This window comes from Streptomyces sp. A2-16, assembly GCF_018128905.1.
In the GTDB taxonomy this organism is placed as follows: Bacteria; Actinomycetota; Actinomycetes; order Streptomycetales; family Streptomycetaceae; genus Streptomyces.
In genome coordinates this window covers 4751084-4770401 of sequence record NZ_CP063808.1, presented here as the reverse complement: position 1 = coordinate 4770401, position 19318 = coordinate 4751084, and the positions used below count along the sequence as shown (strand labels likewise).

Genomic DNA, 19318 nt, shown 5'->3' with positions numbered 1-19318 from the left:
GGGACCACGGTGCTGTCGTGCTTCAACGTCGTCGGCCCTCCCCCCGGTCTTCGGCCCAAGGACCCCCATTTGCTGCGCTCGCGGTAGATGTCCCTCGCCGCGGCAAAGGACGAACACGAGGTCGTCCTCGCGTGGTCGTCTTCACGCAAAGGGTCCTCCGCTGTCGGCGCGATGACGAGACGAGCCGCGCCGAAGCGGTCGCGTGCAGCCGGTCGGTGGGAGCTCTGGGGCTCCCGAACATCAGCTCGGCTGGAAGGAGTGACCCCGTCGGCGCCATTCCTCCGCGAGCAGTTCGTACGAACGGACCCGGTCCGTGTGGTCGTGGGTGATCGTCGTGATCAGCAACTCGTCCGCGCCTGTGGCCTCCTGGAGTTGTTCCAACTGGTCGGCCACCCTGCCCGGTGAGCCGACGAACTGGGTGTCGATGCGGTCCTGGACGAGGGCCCGGTCCTCGTCGGTCCATGGGTGGGCACCCGCTTCCTCCGGCGTCGGGTACTCGATGGCGCCCTCGGCGGTGCGGATGCTGCGGACCCATGGGCCGTAGCCGGTGGCGAGTGCCCGGGCGGTGGCGTCGCTCTCGGCGACGACGACGTCCGCCGAGACACTGACGTACGGCTTGTCGAGGAACTCGGAGGGCTGGAAGAAGGACCGGTAACCCTCCACCGCCTCCAGGACCGTGGCCGGGCTGACGTGGTAGTTCGCCGCGAACCGAAGACCGTTGCGGCCCGCGACAGCGGCGCTCTCACCACCGCTGCTGCCCAGGATCCACACCTCCACGTCGGCGCCCTCCCCCGGCACGACGTGCGCCTCGACGCCCTCCGGAGAGCGGTAGGTGCCCGAGAGCAGGGCGAGGATGTCGTCGATCTGTTCGGCGTAGTCCTGTGACTCGGCGCCCGGCAGCAGAAGCAGCCTGCGCTGCAACGCGATGCGGGGTGACCCGAGCAGCTGCTCGAAGGAGAAGCGGGGCGGGATCAGCAGGCCGTTCGGGGTGCGGCCGTCGACGACCGGGGTCGCCGTCGGCAAGGGTGCGGCCGGCTGTCCCGGCGGGCGGCCGCCCGAGCGGCCCAGCCCCAGATCGAAGCGGCCCGGGTGCAGCGTGTCGAGCAGGCCGAACTCCTCCACCGTCGAGAGCGCCGTGCGATGCCCGAGCTGCACCGCCCCGGAGCCGAGTCGGATGGTGGAAGTGGCGGATGCGGTCAGGGCAAGGACGACCGCGGGGGACGTGCCGGCCACGCCCGGATTGAGGTGGTGCTCGGCGAACCAGTAGCGGGCATATCCGAAGCGCTCGGCCTGCTGTGCGAGGTCGATGGAGTTGCGCAGGGCATCGGCTGCCGTCGAGCCGGAAGATATCGGGACCAGATCGAGAACGCCGAGGGCAGTATCAGACATGGACGGACTCCTGGGTGAGCGGTGGCGCCGGAAGCACGGGTCCCCATACGAACGGCGGGTCCGGGATCTCGCGGCGCAGCACGGGGGCGGCCTTGGACTGGAACAGCTCGAGGGAGGCCCGGTGCTGGGACTCCGTCAGCCCGCTCGCGTCGGCGTGCAGGTGGAGCACGGTGTGCCCGAACTGTTCGTGGTAGCGGTGCACCTTGTCGATGACCTGTTGCGGGCTGCCGATCAGAGCGGAGCTGCGTTCGACGAAGTCCTCCAGGGTCTCGAAGACGACCGGCAGGCCCGCCTTCTTGAAGAACGCCAGATTGGACTCGAAGACCGGCCGGTACGCAGCCAACGCCTCCTGCGAGGTGGGGGCCACGTGGATACCTGCCGTGCCGGCGCCGACGGTGATCTGCGCCGGGTCGTGGCCGTAGTGCTCCCACCGGTCGCGGTAGTGGCGGATCAACTCGGCATACGGCTCGATGGGGTGGGTGACGTTCGCCGAGAAGAGCGGGTCGCCGTAGCGGGCGGCCAGGTCGACCGACTCCTTGCTGGTCGCGCTGCCGTGCCAGACCCGGACCGGTCGCTGGTACGGCCGCGGCCAGACCTCGGCGTCCGTCAGCGGGGGACGGAAGCGGGTGTCGGCGGTGACCTTGTCCTGGCGCCAGATCTTCCGGAAGACCTCGTAACTCTCGGCGTTGCGGTCCCACTGGTCCTCGGGCGTGACGTGGAACAGGTCGCGCTGAGCGGCGCCGTTGCCCTTGCCGATGATCAGGTCGAGGCGTCCGTCGGACAGGTGGTCGAGGGTGGCGTAGTCCTCGTATGCCCGGACCGGGTCCAGCAGGCTGAGCGTCGTGACCGCCGTGAACAGGCGGATGCGTTTCGTCAGGGCGGCCACATGGCTGAGTACGACGGTCGGTGAGGAGGAGATGAACGGCCGCTCGTGGCGCTCCCCCACACCGAAACCGTCGAAGCCCAGCTCCTCGGCGAGAACTGCGTTGTCGAGGACCTCGCGGAAGCGGTCGTGGGTCGGCTTCTGTACCCCGGTGACGGGATCCGGGCGGTGCACGATGAGCGTGATGGCGAGGAATTTCATGACGCCACCCGCTGCTCGTCCTGATCGTCGTCCGGGCGGGCGAGGCCGAGATGGTGGCGCAGGGTCGGACTCTCGTACTCGGTCCGGAAGACGCCCTGTTCCTGAAGGAGCGGGACGACCTTGCCGGCGAAGGCATCGAGCGTCTCCGGTGAGCCTATGAGGTCCCGGGCGCGGGCAACCGACTCACGCCTGGAGGCGGGGTGCCGGCCGGTGCCCTCAAAGGCGACGGCAAGAGGCTGGTGGGGAGAGGGAGTTGAGGACACGAGGGTGCCTTCCTGAAGGTCCGTACGAGATCACCGGCCCGCGGAGCGGGGGCACGGCGGAGGCGACCGCAGGCAGATGAGGGTCCCCGGCCGAAGGCTGGGGAAGGGTCAGGAACAACAGAGGGCGCCGGCCACGCGCTGGAGGTCGATGTGGGGCCGGCTGTGGAGGCGCACGGCACGCAGTACACGTGTCACGTGGCCCACCTCCAAGTCATCGCGTTCGACACACACAACGGCGCTGTTATGCCGTTTCTTCCAGGACGGCGGCTTCGCTCTGCCGTACGAGCGAGAAGGCCGTACGACGGCGCAGGGTGAAGCCGATCGACTCGTACAGCCGGATCGCGTTCGCGTTGTCGGCCCTGGCGTGCAGGAAGGGCCGCTCGCCGCGCTCCTTGATTCCGGCCGCGACGGCGCGGACCAGACGGGTGGCCAAACCCCGGCCGCGGTAGCCCGGGGCGGTGCACACGGCGCTGATCTCGGTCCAGCCGGGTGGATGGAGGCGTTCGCCGGCCAAGGCGATCAGGCGGCCGCGGTGGCGGATGCCCAGGTAGGTGCCCATCTCGACGGTGCGAGGCAGATAGGGGCCGGGTTCGGTGCGGGCGACCAGGTCGAGGATCTCGGGCACGTCGTCGGGGCCGAGCCGTACGGCCTCGGGGTCGGGCTCCGCACGCAGGCCGGTGTCCACGAGCTGGACGCCGTATCCCGTGCCGACGACCTCCCAGCCATCCGGCGCCTCGGTGACGCCCCGCACCGAGGCGGTGCCGCCGGGGCCGACGAGCGCGGCAAGGTCGACCCAGGCACGCGGGTCGTCCTCGTCGGAGACGGCGTAGAAGGGAGCCACGTCCTGGTGATAGCGGGCGGCGTGGCCGATTCTTTCGGCGAAGTGGGCGTGGGGGCCGGTGAGCGCGGCCCAGGCGGGGTTGTCCAGGATGTGCGAGGGGCTGGCGTCGAGGATGGTGACGGACATGGTGTGGCGGTCTCCAGGGTCGCGGATCGGGGTGTCCAGCACGCGGGGACCCATCGCGGGGCGGCGGTGGAGTCCCCGTGCGCGGTGGTCAGGAATTGTCGAGGGGCAGGTCAGGCGGGTTGACCTCGGACTTGGCGACGGCCTCGTTCGAGAGGTTGTACGCCTTGAGCCACTCGGCGTACTGACCGTTCTTGATCAGGTGGTTGATCGCGCCGGCTAGCGGCTGGGCGAGTCCCCTGTCCGTCTTCGCCGTTGCCGCGATCAGGCCCTGCAGGCTCGCGCCCGCGCCGAGGGGCGAGGTCAAGAACTCCACCTGGGAGAACCTCTTCGTCGGGATCGACAGTGGCAAGGGTGACGTGGCCTTCTCCGACGTCACCGACGAAGGCGAAGTCGTCCTGCCGGTATGAGGCGAACTCGTACTTCTTGCGCTCCTCGGTGCACAGGCGGACGTCGGCAACGACCAGAAGACCCTTACCGGCTCCGAGACCGACCTCGGCCGCCTGGTCGCCGCGGTGTCGGGACTCAAGGCCGAGGCGGGAACCCGGCCGGCAGGGCACCGATGCCGCACTCCGGTTTGCCGTCCTTCTTGGCGGCGGCGGGCAGCTCGGCGCTGATGGTCTTGGCCTCGGAGACCTTGCTCTGGGTGGACGCCCCGGCAGTCGCGAGGGCCTCGGCTGTGGCGTCGTAGCAGATGAGTCGTAGGCGAATTGTCGACCGCCGAAGCACGCGGCACGGCGGCAGACCCGGACAGCAGGACCGTCGGGTCCAGGACGACGAGGGCAGGGCGGGTTCTGGTCGAACTCACGTGTTCCTCCCTGGGGTGTGGTGGGGTGAGCGGGTCGGTGGGACGTGGCGGGCGACGGGCGCGCCATCCGCGCCACGCGTGGTCGGTTCGGCTCCCTGGAGAGGGGACGGCGTGGCGGCGCGACGCAGACGGGAGAGCAGCAGGGCCACGGCGAGCAGACCGGCGCAGACGCCGGACGCCAGCGCGTATCCGGCCCGCGGGTGGCCGCCTCCCGGTGGACCGGAAGCAGCGTGCAGGTACACCGCGGGGACGGCGCTGAGGCAGACCGCCGCCGCGATGCGCTGGGCCATCTGCAGGATGCCGCCGCCCACTCCGGCGGCTTCCGCCGGAGCGTGCTGGAGCACCTGGGCCTGGTTGGGTGACACCGTGAGCCCTCCGGCAACGCCGGACAGCAGCTGTGTTCCGGCCAGAGCCACGGGCAGCACCGCCGTCGGCACGCAGAGCGCGACGACCGCCCCCGACAGGAGGGCACCGATTCCCAGGGTCAGGCCGATCGTCACGGTACGGGGTCCGATCCGCCGCACCAGCCGCCAGGCGAGAGCCGAGGAGATGCCCATCCCAACCGCCCCGGGGAGGGTGACCGCCGCCGTGAGCAGGGCGGACAGGCCGAGCCCGTCCTGCAGAAAGACGGTGATGACCAGGAACGCTGCCAGTGAGGAGCCGAACTGGGCCATGGCGACGGCCGTGCCCAGCAGGTACGGCTTCGACGAGGTCAGCGCCCGGTCCACCAGCGGCTGACGGCCGCGTCGTACTCGTAGGCGTTGGTGCACGGCGAAGACGGCTGCCAGTGCGCACACCGCAGTGCCCCACAGAAGTGCTTGTCCCCCGCTGTCGGGTGTGCGGATGAAGGGCACCATCAGGGTCAGCGTGCAGCCGCACAGCAGACCGAGGCCGAGGACGTCCAGTCGGGAATTGCGTGCGGTGCGCCGGGGCGGGGGCAGCCGGCGGGCCGCGAGGAGCAGGGTGACTACCGCGCACGGTGAGCTCAGCAACAGGCAGCACCGCCAGCCCGCCTCGGGGCCCAGGCCGGCGACGAGGGCACCGCCGAGGGGCGGGCCGAGGGCCGTGGCCACGCCGCCGGTGACTGCGTAGAGGCCCAGCGCACGCCCGCGGGCCTGACCGTGGAAGACGTCCTGAATGGTGCCGATCACCTGCGAGTTGACGAGCCCGGCCGCGGCACCCTGCACCAGCCGGGCACCGATCAGGGTCCCGGGCCCTCCCCCCGTGGCTGCCGTCACCCCGGCCAGGAGGAAGACAGCCACCCCGGCCAGGAAGGGACGCTTGCGCCCGTGCAGGTCACCGAGGCTGCCACCGGGGACGAGGGCCAGCCCGAAGGCCAGCGAGTACCCGGCCACGATCCACTGGACATCCGCCCCGGTCGCCCCGAGCGACTCGCGCATGCTCGGGACCGCGATGTTCAGGACGGCCTGGTCCAGCAGGGTCGTGGCACCCGCCGCCATGCACACCAGCAGCACCCGCCGCGCGGTGCGGTCTTCTCCCGGAAGCATCTACACCCGCCGGGACGGCCGCGGCAGACCACGCCGGTCGCGCGGCGTGTGGCCCGTGCAGTGGGCGCGGAACAGGCCGCGGCGGCGCAATTCGGGGACCGTGTGGCCACGGCGGCGCTGTGCGGGCTCGGCGAAGTCGTCCGGGGTGCCGGGCGGATACGCGAAGATCACGTCAGAGCCGTCGGCGGCGCGATCATGGAACCACTCCTCGATGTGGCAGGCGATCTGTTGGGGCGGGTCCGTGACGGTGCGGTCGTCGTTCGCGACGCGCCGGCCGAGGTCCCGGTTGACGGGGTTGGCGCGGTGGGGGTCCAGGGAGCCATCGAGCGGGAGGGCGCCGAGGCCGAAGCCGCCGAGCCGGTGGGAGAAGTCGGTCAACACGACCTGCGGGGGCAGGATTTCGGTGAGGTGGACCTGATCGAACTGGTCGGCGCGGCGGCTTACCCGGAAAGGACTGCCGATACCCCAGCGGACTCCCTCAAGCCGCGGGCTGCCGCACCGGCTCCACTCCGATGACTTTGCGGTAGACGCGGGCGCCGTCTCCGTAGTCGTCCACGGCGTAGTGCCAGGTCGCCCGGTTGTCCCAGAGCACGAAGTCACCGGCGTTCCAGCCGAAACGGATCGTGTAGTCGGGCGAGGACGCGTGCCTGAGCAGGTAGTCGAGCAGCGCCTTCCCCTCCTGCTCTGTGACACCCGTCAGACCGCGCGCCGAGGTGCTGATGAACAGTCCCTTGCGGCCCGTCTCCGGGTGCTCCAGCACGACAGGATGCTCCACGGTCTCCTCGACCTCGACGCGCTTGCTGCCCTGTGCGTAGTTCGCGACATGAGCGTCGTACACCGCGCCCACCGACCCGAGGAGTTCCTTGAACGGCTCGGACAGGTCGTCGTACGCCGCCTGGAGATCGGCCCACAGGGTGTGGCCGCCCAGCTCGGGCACGACTTCGTAGGTGAGCGACTCGATCGCGAAGACCGGCTGCCGCCACAGTCCCCCGATGTGCCAGGTGCCGGCCTTGCCGGTGCGCTGGACGTCGTAGGGATAGACCAGCGGATGGGTGGGGTCCTTCACCGCGGTCGGGTGGTCGAAGGGCTCCGCGAAGATGCGTACGGCCTCGACGTGCTGCTCCGGTGTGAGGTGCTGGCCGCGGAACACCAGCACCTTGTGCTCGCTGAACGCCCGACGCAGCTCCTCGGCGGTTTCGTCGTCGACGCCGGCCCTCAGGTCGATGCCGATCACCTCCGCGCCGAATCGCGGACCGGCCCGGCGTATCTCGTGGCTCGAGACAGTCGTGGTCATGGCATTCCTCTCTCAGTGCTGCCCTACGGGGATGACGTGCGCGCGGTCGCCTCACGCGGAACGGGCGGAGACGAGGTCAGAAGCATCGACACGCGGAGGCGTCGACACGCGCCAGATCCACGTACAGCCTGCGGTGGAGCGCTGAGGTGGTCACCCCATCATGTCTAGCAGGAAGTTGAGGGATGAATCGTTGCAGCTGCATGAAATGACGGGCGGACGGCCTGGGCTCCGTCACGGCGACGACGGGCCGACCGAAGTGGAACGGGAGCTCTGCGCCCGGCCGGGCCCGGGGCATGAGGCCTCGACAACAGGCCCTTGACACTCGCACCGGCGGACGACATACGTTGAACTAGCAATTTTCTGACAGGTGGAGGCCTTCGATGCGCGTATCTGGCGCGGCACCACAGGGTGCCTGCACGGGTGCGCGGCTGATCACCCGGCGGCATGTCGACTACTGCCGCACCTCCTCCGCCGTCTGTCCCTCCGCACACGTCTGACCCTTGCCGGCCCGTCCCGCCGGCCGTCTCGTCGTGGCCGCAGGCCTTGTGCCCTACGGCCGCGAGTTCGCGTGCATCTCGGAAGGAACTCCCCCTTGTCCGGCCCCACCCTGCACCTCGCCGTTGAGATCGACGGCGAGGGTGCCCATCCCGCGGCCTGGCGCCGCGCCGCCCACTCGCCCGACCAGTTGCTCACCCCTCGCCGCGTGGCCCGGGTCGCCGCCGTGGCCGAGAACGCCGGGTTCACACTGATCACCCTGGATGACGGCGTGCTGCCGCCCGGGGCCTCACCGGATCCGGTGGGCCGCATCGGCGCGGTGGAGCGGGCGGCCTTCCTCGCGGCGTCCACGAGCACCATCGGGATCGCGCCCGTCGTCCCGGTCACCTATGCCGAACCCTTCCATGTCTCCAGCCAGTTGGCGTCCCTGGACCACATCTCCGCCGGCCGCGCCGGATGGGTGGTGACGGAGGAGGATCGCCCCGAGGCGGCCCGCGCCTGGGGCCGCCCCGTGGTCGCCGACGCCGACGCGCGGGCCCGGGAGTCCCGGGACGGGGTGGAGGTGGCCCGCGCCCTGTGGGACTCGTGGGAGGACGACGCGGTCATCCGGTCCGTGGCCACGAGCCGCTACCTCGATCGCGAACGGCTCCACTACATCGACTTCACCGGAGAAACCTACGCCGTCAAGGGCCCGGCGATCGTGCCGCGCCCGCCCCAGGGGCAGCTCGTCGTCCTGGGCAGGACCGGCCAGGTGCCCGCAGCGCAGCTCGATGTCGGCCTCGTCGAGGGCCGCGACCTGACGGCAGTCGCCACGGCCGCCACGGCCGCGGGCACACCCCGCGTCTTCGCGGAGGTCGAGGTGGCGCTCGACACGCCTGACGCCACCGGCGCCGAGCGCGTCGCCGACCTGGAACGGCACGCCCCGTGGACCGATCGGGGAAGGCTGCGGCACATCGGTCCGGCAGACCGACTGATCGCACTGCTGGGCGAGTTGAGCCGTCACGTCGACGGCGTACGGCTGCATCCGCTGGTGCTGGACGAGGACCTTCCCGTCCTGTCCCGCCTCGTCCTGCCGGCCCTGTCCGAACGCCGTCTCGTCGCCCGCCCTCTGCCCGGCACGTCCCTGCGCTCGACCCTGGGCCTGGAGCGCCCCGCCAACCGCTTCGCCACCGCGGCCGTCCAGGAGGAGACCCGATGACCCGCACCGACCCCCTCGACGTCCCCCGGCCCGACGCCCAGCTGCACTTCGGGGTGTTCTTCCAGGGCGTCAACCACTGGACCATCTGGTCCGCCCCCGACAGCGGCTCCCAGATCGACCCCGCCTCCTTCCGCCGGGTCGCCCAGACCGCCGAACGCGGACTGTTCGACGCGTTCTTCCTCGGCGAGGGACTGCGGCTGCGCGAGGTCGACGGCAGGATCCACGATCTCGACGTGGCCGGGCGGCCGGACGCCATCACCCAGCTCGCGGCGCTGGCCGCGGTCACCCGCCGGATCGGCCTGGTCTCCACGTCCAACTCCACCTTCAACGAGCCCGCCGACCTCGCCCGCCGCCTCTCCGGGCTCGACCTGCTGTCCGAGGGCCGCGCCGGCTGGAACGTGGTGACGACCGACAACGCCTGGACCGGTGCCAACTTCCGCCGCGGGGGCTACCTCGACCACGCCGACCGCTATCGGCGCGCCGAGGAGTTCCTCACGGTGGCCCGCGCCCTCTGGGACGGCTGGAAGGACGGAGCCGTCGCCGACTCCGCGGAGGCACGGACATGGTCGACGCCCGGTGCCGTACGCCAAGTGCGCCACCGGGGAGCACAGTTCGACGTCGACCTCGCGCCGACCCTGCCGCGCAGCGCACAAGGCCACCCGGTCATCTTCCAAGCCGGTGACTCCGGCGAAGGGCGCGACTTCGCGGCCCGCAACGCCGACGTCATCTTCTCCGCGCACGGCACCGACTTCGACGACGCCCTGGCCTTCGCCGAGGACATCCGCACCCGTCTGCGCGCCGCAGGGCGGCCCGACGACGACCTGCGGATCCTGCCCGGCACGGAGATCATCATCGGTGCCACCGAGGAGGAGGCCCGGGAGAAGAAGCGCTGGATCCGCCTCCAACAGGTCACCCCCGCAACGGCGTTGGGGATCGCAGGGCTGCTGTGGGGCATCGACCTGTCCGATCGCGACGCCGACGGGCCGCTGCCCAAGGAGGACCCCGTCGTCAGCGACAACGACGGCTCCTTCGGCGCACGGCGCATCGCCGACCCGCGCGCGGTCGTGGCCGAATGGCGGGCGAAGGCGGAGGCACACAGCTGGTCGCTGCGCGAGACCGTCATCGCGCTCGGCCCGCAGCGCGGCCACGTCGGCACCCCCTCCGCCCTGGCCGACAAGTTCGCCCACTTCGTACGGCACGGCGCGATCGACGGCTTCAACGTCACCCCGTACCTCATCCCCGAGGGCCTCGACGACATCGTCGACCTGCTCGTCCCGGAACTTCAGGAGCGCGGGCTGTATCGCACCGACTACACCGGCACCACGCTCCGTGACCACCTCGGGCTGCGCGAACCCCTCACCCACCGGTCCGCACCGGACCACCGGCAGGCGGGCTGACAGCCACCCATGACTGACATGACCGTGGGAGTAGCACTCAACGCATCCGAGGCACAGAACCAGGTCGACGCCAGCGTGCAACTGGCCCAGGAAGCCGCGGCCGCCGGGCTGCGGTCGGCCTGGTTCGGCCAGACGTTCGGCGCGGACTCACCCCAGCTCGCAGCGATCGTCGGACGCGAGGTGCCCGGACTGCAGGTGGGCACCTCCGCGATCCCCGTCTTCGGCCGGCATCCGCTGCTGGTCTCCAGCCAGGCCCAGACGGCCCAGGCGGCGACCCACGGCCGTTACCACCTCGGTCTGGCCCTGGGCACGAAACTGCTCACCGAGACGGGCTTCGGCATGCCCTTCGAACGCCCCATCGCCCGCCTGCGTGAATTCCTCACCGCACTAAGGCAGTTGACCGAAACCGGCACGGCCGACTTCCACGGCGAACTGCTCACCGCCACCACCCCGATCCCGGCGCGCGTACCGGGCGCCGGGAACGGAATCCCCCTGCTGGTCGCCGCGATGGGGCCACAGGCACTGCGGGTCAGCGGTGAACTGGCGGACGGGATCCTGCCCTACCTGGCAGGTCCGCGCGCCCTGGCGGAACACATCGTTCCCGCCGTGACCGCAGCGGCCGAGGCCGCCGGCCGTCCCGCACCCCGGATCGTGGCTCTGGTGCCCGGCGTGGTCACCGACGACGTGGACGCGGTCCGGGCGCAGGCCACCGAGAACCTCGCGTTCTACGAACAGATCCCGTCCTACGCCCGGGTCATCGAACTCTCCGGCGGCCGACGGGCCGCCGACCTGGCCGTCATCGGCGACGAGAAGACAGTCGAGACCGAGACACGGAGGTATCGGGACGCCGGCGCCACCGAGGTCGTCTTCACGGGCACCGAGATCGCCGGTGAGACGGATCGCCGACGCACCTGGGCACTCCTCGGCGAACTGGCCGGCTGAGTACGCCCGTCGGGACGTATGCCCGACATGTCCCCGCACGCACCCCTCGAAGGAGAAACCATGACCACCGAGGCCACCACAACGGACCTCCAGGCCTTCACCGAGAGCTGGCTGGACTGGCACCGCGCCCAGGAGGCCCGGCTCGCCGACCCCCACGGGTTCCTGGCGATCACCGGCCTGCACTGGCTCGACGACCGGCCGCAGCGCTTCCCCGACGCACCGGGCACATGGCACACCGGCCCCGACGGAGTCGTCGTGAACCTCGCCGACGACGAGGAACTGGTCATCGACGGAACGCCGGTCCGGGGTGAACACCGCTTCGGCGTTCTTCCCGAGCGCAGCGACATCCACGCGGTCTGGGGAGACGCCGTCATCGAGGTCGCCAAGCGCGGCGGCAACGACATCCTGCGCCCCCGGCACCCGGACGCGCCGCTCCGCACGGCCTTCGCCGGAACGCCCGCCTACGCCCCCGACCCGCGCTGGGCCGTGACGGGCCGGTACATCCCCTTCGAGGAGCCGCGGCCGACCACCGTGGGTGCCGCGGTCGAGGGCCTTGAGCACGTGTACGACGCTCCGGGCAGGGTGGAGTTCGAGCTGGACGGGCGTCAGCTGTCCCTGACCGCGTTCCCCGGACGCGGTGCGGGCAGTCTGACGGTGCTGTTCACCGATGCGACGTCGGGGGTCACCACCTACGCCGCCAACCGGTCCCTGGCCCTCGGTCCCCCCGCCGCCGACGGCACGGTAGTCCTGGACTTCAACCGCGCCGCGAACCTGCCGTGCGCCTACACCGACCTGGCCACCTGCCCGCTGCCCCCGGCCGAGAACCGGCTGCCGGTGGCGATCGAGGCGGGCCAGAAGATCCCCCGCGAGCGGCTGTGAGCGCGAGCACGGCGAGAGCCTCCGCAAGGGCGAGGGTCGCCCCCGGCAGAACGGGGAGATGGCAGACCGGCTCTCTCCAACGGGGCGTCCCTCTTGCGGCATTGACGTACCACAAGTCCGCTCCGTACGATCACGAACGGCATTGAGTGTCAGCGTCAAGCCCTGGCTTGCTGACCGGCAACCCTCCCGCGCGGTGGGGTGCTCCAGGTGAAAGCCCGGCGGGATCACCGACGATCACCGCAAGCGCGTGGCCCCCGAGCGGGGCCGGAGACGGGAAGGATCGGCATGCGTCTTCGTTGTGATGACCTCAGTGCCTTCGCCGTCGCCGTGGTGTTCTCCCGGCTCTCGCGCCGGCGCCACATCGACCTGAAGCGTTCGAACAGCAGCCTCTGTCAGGCCTGACGCACCTGGCGGGCCTGACAGGCCTGCCCACGGCCGGTGGACGTCCGGCACCGGTCGTCGCCGTACCCGTCCCCGCCTGATCCCGCCCTCTGCCTCCGCGGCCCCGTTTCCCCTGATCCCTGTATGCACTGCGCCACCCCGCCACCGGCAGCACGCCGAGCGGGGCCGTACGCCCACGCACGCCTGTGCCTCCCGCGGCACCTGTGCCCGGTGACACGAGTAGGAGTACCCCTCCGTGAGAGCAATTCCGGATTTCCGATCCTCCCGATGGGCGGCGCTGACCGCCCTGACCACCACCGGTGTGCTGCTGACCGCCTGCGGTTCGAGCAGCGACGGCTCCGGCGCCGGCAGCGGCGCGCCGAAGTCCGGCGGCACCCTGACCTTCGCGGTGGGTTCCGACTCCGGCTGCGTGGATCCGCAGCAGGTCGGCAGCAACGAGAGCATCTACTCGGTACGCCAGACCGTGGACTCCCTGACCGACCAGGACCCCGAGACCGGCAAGATCGTGCCGTGGCTGGCCAAGAGCTGGGACGTCAACTCCGACGCCACCACGTTCACGTTCCACCTGCGCTCGGGTGTCACCTTCAGCGACGGCTCCGAGCTGACCGCGCAGGTGGTCAAGGACAACTTCGACGCGGTGCCGAAGCTCGGCGCCCTCGGAACCCTCGCCCAGGGGTACCTCAGCGGCGTCAAGAGCACCTCCGTCGTGGACCCGCTCACCGTCAAGGTGACCTTCAAGCAGCCCAACGCCCAGTTCCTGCAGGCGACTTCGACCCACACGCTGGGCATCGAGTCGTCGGCGAGCGTGAAGAAGACCCCGCAGCAGAAGTGCACCGAGGGCGTGGTCGGATCCGGGCCGTTCGTGCTGAAGCAGTACGTGCAGAACCAGTCGATCACTCTGGCCAAACGCACCGGCTACGACTGGGGCTCCTCGCTGTGGTCCAAGAAGGGCGAGGCCTATCTCGACAAGGTGGTGTTCAAGGTCGTGCCCGAGGCGGGGGTGAGGGCCGGCAGTCTCCAGTCCGGGCAGGTGGACGCGATCAGCAGCGTCGGCAGGGCCAACGAGGCGGCCCTCAAGGGCGGTCAGGTCACCCTCCTGCGCCGGGCCAACCCCGGTGTGGTGTTCGGCCTGGGGCTGAACAACTCCCGGCCCCTCCTCAAGGACACCAAGGTGCGCCAGGCGATCCTGGCCGCCATCGACCGGAAGCAGATCGCCGACACCGTGTTCCCGACCGGCACCCAGCCGGCGACCAGCGTCCTGGCACACACCACACCCGACTACACCGACCTCTCCACGGACCTCTCCTTCGACTCGGCCAAGGCCAAGTCCCTTCTCGAGGGGGCCGGTTGGAAGGAGGGCAGCGACGGGATCCGCGTCAAGGACGGCAAGAAGCTCCGCCTGACCATCACCTGGTTCCCCAACGCGGCCACCAACCAGCCCGCTCTGGAGCTGGTCCAGCAGCAACTGAAGGCGGTCGGGATCGACGTGGTGCTCCAGCAGCGCCAGGTCAGCGAGTTCGCCACCACGGTCCAGTCGAGTGACTTCGAGGTGGTCTGGGGGAACACCACCCGCGCCGATCCAGACATCCTGCGCACCTCCTTCTCCACCCAGCTGAACAACTCCTACAAGCTTCCGGCCGGTTCGCTGGACACGGCACTGTCCGAGCAGGCCGCGACCACGGAGACCGCGAAGCGCAAGCAGCTGGTGGAAGAGGCGCAGAAGCTCATCGTGCAGAACGCGTACAACGTGCCGGTGGTGGAGCTCCAGACCCAGCTGGCCGTGTCGAAGAAGGTGCACAGCCTCGACTTCGACTCGGGCAGCCGCATCCAGCTGCACGACACCTGGATCGGCTAGCGCGTGCGCCGCTATGTGATCAAGCGACTGGCGCAGGCGGCCGGGGTGCTGTGGGCGGCGTACACGGTGTCGTTCCTGGTACTGAACTGGCTGCCCGGTGACCCGGTCACCGCGATGGCCGGTGCCGGCATGGATTCGGGTGAGGTCGATCCGGCCCGGCTCGCCGCGCTGCGGCACGAGTACGGCTTCGACAAGCCCGTGCTCGTGCAGTACGCCGACCATCTGGGACGGGCGGTGCGCGGGGACTTCGGCGACGCGGTGTCCACGGGCCGCCCGGTGACCTCCACTCTGGCTGACGCGCTGCCGCAGACGCTGCAACTGACCGGTGCCGCAATGCTGTTGGCGGTGTTTCTCGGCGGCGGTCTCGCGATCGTGGCCACGTACACCTCGCAGCGGTGGCTGCGGCAGGTGTTGCTGTCGCTGCCCCCGCTCGGGGTGTCGGTCCCGACGTTCTGGGTGGGGCTGCTGCTCGTCGAGGCGCTCTCCTTCCGACTGCACTGGTTCCCGGCGTTCGGCAGCGACGGGCCCCGCGGCCTGGTCCTGCCGGCGCTGACGCTGGCTGTCCCGACCGGCGCGCAGGTCGCCCAGGTGCTCGCCAAGAGCCTGCTCACCGCCCTGGACCAGGCCTACGTGGAGACCGCGCGGGCCAAGGGCGCAGGGCGGTGGCGGGTCCATGTGCGGCACGCGCTGCGCAACGCGTCCCTGCCGGCGCTGACGGTCGTCGGCCTGCTGGTGGGACAGCTGATCGCCGGCTCGGTGGTCGTCGAGACGGTGTTCTCGCGTGACGGCCTCGGCCGCGTCACCGCGGCGGCGGTCACCGCTCAGGACATCCCGGTGGTCCAGGGGGTGGTGGCCTTCGGAGCGCTGATCTTCGTGACGACGAACCTGGTCATCGACCTGGTCTATCCACTCCTCGACCCGCGGATCGTGGTGGCCTCGGACAGAAGGGCGAGCTTCGCATGAGCCAGAGCCTTGTCGACGACGCGGCCGAGGCGGCTCTCGGCCTCGCCCGACCGCTCGACCCCGGGACCGAAAGCCCAGCAGGCCACCGCGCCGACGCACGACGGACGCTGCGTTTCCTGCTGCGCCGCCCCGGCCTGCTGCTGTCGGTCGCCGTCCTCGTGTTCGTGGTGCTGGCTTCGTTCTGGCCCGGTCTGCTCACCTCGCAGGATCCGCTGAAGGGCGTGCCGTCGCAGAACTTCCGCGGCCCGAGCGGCGCGCACTGGTTCGGCACGGACGAGCTGGGGCGCGATGTGTTCTCCCGTGTGGTGCACGGCGCCCAGCTCTCCCTCAAAGCCACGCTGATCGCGGTGCTGGTCGCGTTCGTGGTCGGCGGTCTGCTCGGCGTGGTCGCCGGGTTCGTGGGCCGCTGGGTGGACGACGTGCTGATGCGCTTCGTCGACGTACTGCTGTCCATCCCCGCGCTGTTCCTGTCGCTGGCCCTCGTCACCGCGCTCGGGTACGGCACGGTGAAGGTGGCGGTCGCGGTCGGCATCGCCAGTGTCGCGTCCTTCGCCCGGGTGGCACGCGCCGAGGTCCTGCGGGTGCGGCAGGCGGTGTTCGTCGAGGCGTCCCGCGCGAGCGGGGCCCGCTGGTACTCGGTGCTCGGCCGACACGTGCTGCCCAATGCCGCGGGCCCGGTGATCGTCCTGGCGACCCTCGACTTCGGTTCCTCCATCCTGGCCGTGTCGGCACTGAGCTTCCTCGGCTACGGCGCTCCCCCGCCGGCCCCGGAATGGGGCACGTTGATCTCCGACGGCCGCAACTACCTCGCCAATGCCTGGTGGTTGACCGCGCTGCCCGGTCTGGCGATCGCCGCGACCGTGCTGTCCACCAACCGCATCGCCCGGGCGCTGGACGGCGAATGGTCCCGGCAGCGATGACCGACGAACGTGAGAACGGTGACGACGTGACCACACCCCTGCTGGAGATACGCGGCCTGTCGGTGTCGTACCGCACCCGGGCCGGCACGGTCCCGGCCGTCCGCGGCGTCGACCTCGACGTATGGCCGGGGCAGGTGACGGCCGTGGTCGGTGAGTCCGGCTCCGGCAAGAGCACGACCGCGCACGCGATCACCCGGCTCCTGTCGGGCAACGGCGCCATAGACGCGGGCACGATCCGCTTCGGCCGGCACGACCTGGCCACGCTGTCCGAGGCGGAGCTGCGCACCGTGCGCGGAGCGCGGATCGGGCTGGTCCCGCAGGACCCGACGGTGTCGCTCAACCCGGTCAAGCGGATCGGCGACCAGGTCTCCGAGGTGCTGCGCATCCACGGTCTGGCGACCCGCCGCTCGGCCGCCGCCGAAGCGATCGCCGTCCTCGACCGGGCCGGGCTGCCCGACGCGGCCACCCGCGCACAGCAGTACCCGCACGAACTGTCCGGCGGCATGCGGCAACGCGCCCTGATCGCCATCGCCATCGCGGCGAAGCCCGAGCTGATCATCGCCGACGAGCCGACCAGCGCGCTCGACGTCACTGTGCAGCGGGTCATCCTCGACCATCTCCAGCGCCTCACCGAGGAGTCGGGCACCGCGGTGCTGCTCGTGACCCATGACCTCGGAGTGGCCGCCGACCGGGCGCAGCGCCTGGTGGTCATGTCGCAGGGCAGGGTGGTGGAGGCGGGCCCGACACACGACATCCTCGCCAACCCCCGGGACGAGTACACCCGGCATCTGCTGGCCAGCGCCCCTAGCCTGACCACCGCTCGGCCTCGTACAGGCATCCCCGTCCCGAAGACGGACTCCGCCCCGCTGCTCGAAGTGCGCAACCTGGTCAAGGAGTTCAGACTTCCCCGCACCGGCGACGGGCCCCGTACCCTGCGCGCCGTCGACGACGTCAGCTTCGCCCTCCAGCGAGGCCAGACCCTCGCCCTGGTCGGCGAGTCGGGCTCGGGCAAGTCCACCACCGCTCGTGTGGTGCTCCGGCTCACCGACACGACCGCCGGAAAGGTCCTGTTCGACGGCACCGACGTCACCAGCGCGCGTGGCGCCCAGGCCAGGCAGCTGCGCCGCCGCGCCCAGCTCATCTACCAGAACCCGTACGCCTCCCTCGACCCGCGCTTCTCCATAGCCGAGGTGATCACCGAACCGCTCCGGGCCTTCAAGGTCGGCGACCGCGCCTCCCGGCTCGCCCGCGCCCGCGAACTGCTCGACCGGGTGGCGCTGCCCACCACCACGCTGGAACGGCGCCCTGCGGAGCTTTCCGGCGGGCAGCGTCAGCGGGTGGCGATCGCCCGCGCCCTCGCCCTCTCCCCCGACCTGGTGGTGTGCGACGAGCCGGTCTCCGCGCTCGACGTGTCCGTGCAGGCCCAAGTCCTGGAACTGCTGGCCGAGTTGCAGGCCGACACGGGCGTGGCATACCTCTTCATCTCCCACGACCTCGCCGTCGTACGCCAGATCGCGCACCAGGTCGCCGTCATGCGGGCCGGCCGGATCGTCGAGGCGGGCCCGCCGGAAGAGCTGTTCACCCGCCCCCGCCACGAGTACACCAGCGAACTCCTCGCGGCGATCCCGGGCGGGCGCGTCCCCTCCCCCGAGCCCACGAAAAGCTGAGGACCGGCAACACATGAGCACTCCCACCATCACCTCACTGGCTCTGCTCACCCCGGGCAACTTCTCCGACGACGACCCGTACACCGGCCTGGAGGAGACGCTCCAACTCTTCGAGTACGGCGAACGGTTGGGCTTCGACGGCGCCTGGATCCGACAGCGCCACCTCGAACACGGCGTCGGCTCGGCCGCCGTGTTCCTCGCTGCGGCCGGTCAGCGCACCGAGCGCATCGAACTGGGCACGGCGGTCATCCCGATCGGCTACGAGAGCCCCTTTCGCCTCGCCGAGGACCTGGCGCTGGCCGACGTACTGTCCAAAGGGCGCCTCCAGATCGGCTTCAGCACCGGAATGCCGCACGCCGAACTGCTGGGCGACCTCGTGTACGACGGCGACTGGCGCGGCTTCGACCTGTCGTACGGCAGGATCGCCCGCCTCGTCGACAACCTGCGCGGCGACTACCTGGGCGGCCCGGACACAGTGATCCACTCCCCCGGCAACATCCAGCGGCCCCGGCTGCAGCCGCACAATCCCGGTCTGGTGCAGCGGATCTGGTACGGCGGAGGCAGCCTGCGGTCGGTCCGCTGGGCCGCCGAGAACGGTCTCAACCTGTTGTCCGGCAACATCGTCTCCAGCGAGGACACCGACGATTTCACCACCGCCCAGCTGAACCTGCTCTCCGAGTACCGGAGCAGCCTGGGCAACGACCGGTCGGCGGCGCGGGTGGCGCTGGGACGGGTGATCGTGCCGTTCGACAGCGCCGACGCAGCCACCCGGGCCCGCTACCGGGACTACGCGGCCGGTCGGCACGAGCGCACCCTCAAGCCGCAGACCCTGGCGGCACTGGGCCCGAAACGGATCCTGTTCGCCCCGGACGTGGTCGGCACCGCCGAGCAGATCCTCGAACAACTGGCCGCCGACCCCGTGCTCTCACAGGTGTCGGAGCTGCGCCTGGAACTGCCGTACGAGTTCCGCCGGGAGGAGTACGAACAGATCCTGCACGACGTGCGACACCTGATCGCACCGGAGTTGGGCTGGCGTCCCGCCTCCCCGTCGCCGCAGGAGGCAGCGGTCCGATGACTCCCTTTCCGGAACCGGCCGTGCAGTTGGAGGTGCACACCCGCGAGCCGTTCGCCGAGGGCCACCGCTTCGCCGACACGGGCGCGTACGAGGTGCTCACCGCCACAGCCCACTACACGGTCGACCCCCATGGCGCCGCCCCAGCGCGCGATCCCGACCTCGACCTCGCTCCGCGTTGCTTCGCCGGGTCGGGGTCCGCGAACTGAACCTCGACG

Annotated in this window: 17 protein-coding genes, 2 pseudogenes and 1 riboswitch; of the genes and pseudogenes, 10 read left to right on the top strand and 9 right to left on the bottom strand. The window is 70.8% G+C overall.

Annotated features, from left to right (window positions below; translation table 11 throughout):
* Positions 1-240: 240 nt before the first annotated feature.
* The 9 genes and pseudogenes from IOD14_RS21405 to IOD14_RS21370 form a co-directional block, all read right to left on the bottom strand.
* Positions 241-1389: an LLM class flavin-dependent oxidoreductase gene (locus IOD14_RS21405; RefSeq protein ID WP_212671181.1), complete on the bottom strand. Its 1149-nt coding sequence runs from the start codon at positions 1387-1389 to the stop codon at positions 241-243.
* Entirely contained in the window at positions 1382-2473 is a 1092-nt protein-coding gene (locus IOD14_RS21400) for an LLM class flavin-dependent oxidoreductase (RefSeq protein WP_212671180.1), read from the bottom strand. Before IOD14_RS21400 ends, IOD14_RS21405 begins: the two co-directional genes overlap by 8 nt.
* Positions 2470-2625: pseudogene (locus IOD14_RS21395) on the bottom strand (F420-dependent methylene-tetrahydromethanopterin reductase); the annotation flags it as partial. The pseudogene IOD14_RS21395 and the gene IOD14_RS21400, both read right to left, overlap by 4 nt.
* A 219-nt stretch (positions 2626-2844) precedes the next feature.
* On the bottom strand, positions 2845-2910 hold the full coding sequence (locus IOD14_RS44895; protein ID WP_322724904.1) for a putative leader peptide: 66 nt from the start codon (positions 2908-2910) through the stop codon (positions 2845-2847).
* A gap of 67 nt (positions 2911-2977) precedes the next feature.
* On the bottom strand, positions 2978-3703 hold the full coding sequence (locus tag IOD14_RS21390; RefSeq protein ID WP_212671179.1) for a GNAT family N-acetyltransferase: 726 nt from the start codon (positions 3701-3703) through the stop codon (positions 2978-2980).
* 88 nt (positions 3704-3791) lie between these two features.
* Positions 3792-3992 (bottom strand): annotated as a pseudogene (locus IOD14_RS21385) (ABC transporter substrate-binding protein); the annotation flags it as partial.
* 512 nt (positions 3993-4504) lie between these two features.
* Complete coding sequence (locus tag IOD14_RS21380; protein ID WP_212671178.1) at positions 4505-6016, bottom strand: MFS transporter; 1512 nt, start codon at positions 6014-6016, stop codon at positions 4505-4507.
* Positions 6017-6397 carry a hypothetical protein gene (locus IOD14_RS21375; protein WP_212671177.1) on the bottom strand — a complete coding sequence of 127 codons (381 nt, stop codon included), beginning with the start codon at positions 6395-6397 and terminating at the stop codon, positions 6017-6019.
* Positions 6398-6494: 97 nt separating this feature from the next.
* Entirely contained in the window at positions 6495-7310 is an 816-nt protein-coding gene (locus tag IOD14_RS21370; protein WP_212671176.1) for a TauD/TfdA family dioxygenase, read from the bottom strand.
* 592 nt (positions 7311-7902) lie between these two features.
* On the opposite strand from IOD14_RS21370, the gene IOD14_RS21365 reads away from it, so the two are divergent.
* The 10 genes from IOD14_RS21365 to IOD14_RS21320 all read left to right on the top strand — a co-directional run bounded on the left by IOD14_RS21365 (position 7903) and on the right by IOD14_RS21320 (position 19309).
* A complete protein-coding gene (locus tag IOD14_RS21365; RefSeq protein ID WP_212671175.1) occupies positions 7903-9003 on the top strand; it encodes an LLM class flavin-dependent oxidoreductase in 1101 nt (366 codons plus the stop codon).
* Positions 9000-10400, top strand: coding sequence for an NtaA/DmoA family FMN-dependent monooxygenase (locus IOD14_RS21360; RefSeq protein WP_212671174.1), 1401 nt, complete (start codon positions 9000-9002; stop codon positions 10398-10400). The genes IOD14_RS21365 and IOD14_RS21360 overlap by 4 nt, the downstream gene beginning before the upstream one ends.
* 18 nt (positions 10401-10418) lie before the next feature.
* A complete protein-coding gene (locus tag IOD14_RS21355) occupies positions 10419-11342 on the top strand; it encodes an LLM class F420-dependent oxidoreductase (RefSeq protein WP_212671173.1) in 924 nt (307 codons plus the stop codon).
* A gap of 60 nt (positions 11343-11402) precedes the next feature.
* Positions 11403-12221: a DUF1684 domain-containing protein gene (locus IOD14_RS21350; protein WP_212671172.1), complete on the top strand. Its 819-nt coding sequence runs from the start codon at positions 11403-11405 to the stop codon at positions 12219-12221.
* Between the two features lie 138 nt (positions 12222-12359).
* A riboswitch (SAM riboswitch) is annotated at positions 12360-12473 on the top strand.
* 385 nt (positions 12474-12858) lie between these two features.
* Positions 12859-14478 carry an ABC transporter substrate-binding protein gene (locus tag IOD14_RS21345; protein WP_212671171.1) on the top strand — a complete coding sequence of 540 codons (1620 nt, stop codon included), beginning with the start codon at positions 12859-12861 and terminating at the stop codon, positions 14476-14478.
* A gap of 3 nt (positions 14479-14481) precedes the next feature.
* Positions 14482-15441 (top strand): ABC transporter permease, encoded by a 960-nt coding sequence (locus tag IOD14_RS21340; RefSeq protein WP_212671170.1) that lies wholly within the window; start codon positions 14482-14484, stop codon positions 15439-15441.
* Positions 15438-16361: an ABC transporter permease gene (locus IOD14_RS21335; protein WP_212671169.1), complete on the top strand. Its 924-nt coding sequence runs from the start codon at positions 15438-15440 to the stop codon at positions 16359-16361. Before IOD14_RS21340 ends, IOD14_RS21335 begins: the two co-directional genes overlap by 4 nt.
* Positions 16358-18028 (top strand): ABC transporter ATP-binding protein, encoded by a 1671-nt coding sequence (locus tag IOD14_RS21330; protein WP_212671168.1) that lies wholly within the window; start codon positions 16358-16360, stop codon positions 18026-18028. Before IOD14_RS21335 ends, IOD14_RS21330 begins: the two co-directional genes overlap by 4 nt.
* A 13-nt stretch (positions 18029-18041) precedes the next feature.
* Positions 18042-19103 (top strand): LLM class flavin-dependent oxidoreductase, encoded by a 1062-nt coding sequence (locus IOD14_RS21325; RefSeq protein ID WP_212671167.1) that lies wholly within the window; start codon positions 18042-18044, stop codon positions 19101-19103.
* Positions 19100-19309, top strand: coding sequence for a hypothetical protein (locus IOD14_RS21320; protein ID WP_212671166.1), 210 nt, complete (start codon positions 19100-19102; stop codon positions 19307-19309). Before IOD14_RS21325 ends, IOD14_RS21320 begins: the two co-directional genes overlap by 4 nt.
* Positions 19310-19318: the final 9 nt, after the last annotated feature.

Excerpts from the sequence above, each read along its gene's own strand:
- IOD14_RS21360 (WP_212671174.1), top strand. The coding sequence starts at position 9,000 with ATGACCCGCACCGACCCCCTCGACGTCCCCCGGCCCGACGCCCAGCTG.
- IOD14_RS21335 (WP_212671169.1), top strand. The coding sequence starts at position 15,438 with ATGAGCCAGAGCCTTGTCGACGACGCGGCCGAGGCGGCTCTCGGCCTC.
- IOD14_RS21325 (WP_212671167.1), top strand. The coding sequence starts at position 18,042 with ATGAGCACTCCCACCATCACCTCACTGGCTCTGCTCACCCCGGGCAAC.
- IOD14_RS21390 (WP_212671179.1), bottom strand. The coding sequence starts at position 3,703 with ATGTCCGTCACCATCCTCGACGCCAGCCCCTCGCACATCCTGGACAAC.
- IOD14_RS21380 (WP_212671178.1), bottom strand. The coding sequence starts at position 6,016 with ATGCTTCCGGGAGAAGACCGCACCGCGCGGCGGGTGCTGCTGGTGTGC.
- IOD14_RS21405 (WP_212671181.1), bottom strand. The coding sequence starts at position 1,389 with ATGTCTGATACTGCCCTCGGCGTTCTCGATCTGGTCCCGATATCTTCC.
- IOD14_RS21320 (WP_212671166.1), top strand. The coding sequence starts at position 19,100 with ATGACTCCCTTTCCGGAACCGGCCGTGCAGTTGGAGGTGCACACCCGC.
- IOD14_RS21330 (WP_212671168.1), top strand. The coding sequence starts at position 16,358 with ATGACCGACGAACGTGAGAACGGTGACGACGTGACCACACCCCTGCTG.
- IOD14_RS21370 (WP_212671176.1), bottom strand. The coding sequence starts at position 7,310 with ATGACCACGACTGTCTCGAGCCACGAGATACGCCGGGCCGGTCCGCGA.
- IOD14_RS21400 (WP_212671180.1), bottom strand. The coding sequence starts at position 2,473 with ATGAAATTCCTCGCCATCACGCTCATCGTGCACCGCCCGGATCCCGTC.
- IOD14_RS21350 (WP_212671172.1), top strand. The coding sequence starts at position 11,403 with ATGACCACCGAGGCCACCACAACGGACCTCCAGGCCTTCACCGAGAGC.
- IOD14_RS21355 (WP_212671173.1), top strand. The coding sequence starts at position 10,419 with ATGACCGTGGGAGTAGCACTCAACGCATCCGAGGCACAGAACCAGGTC.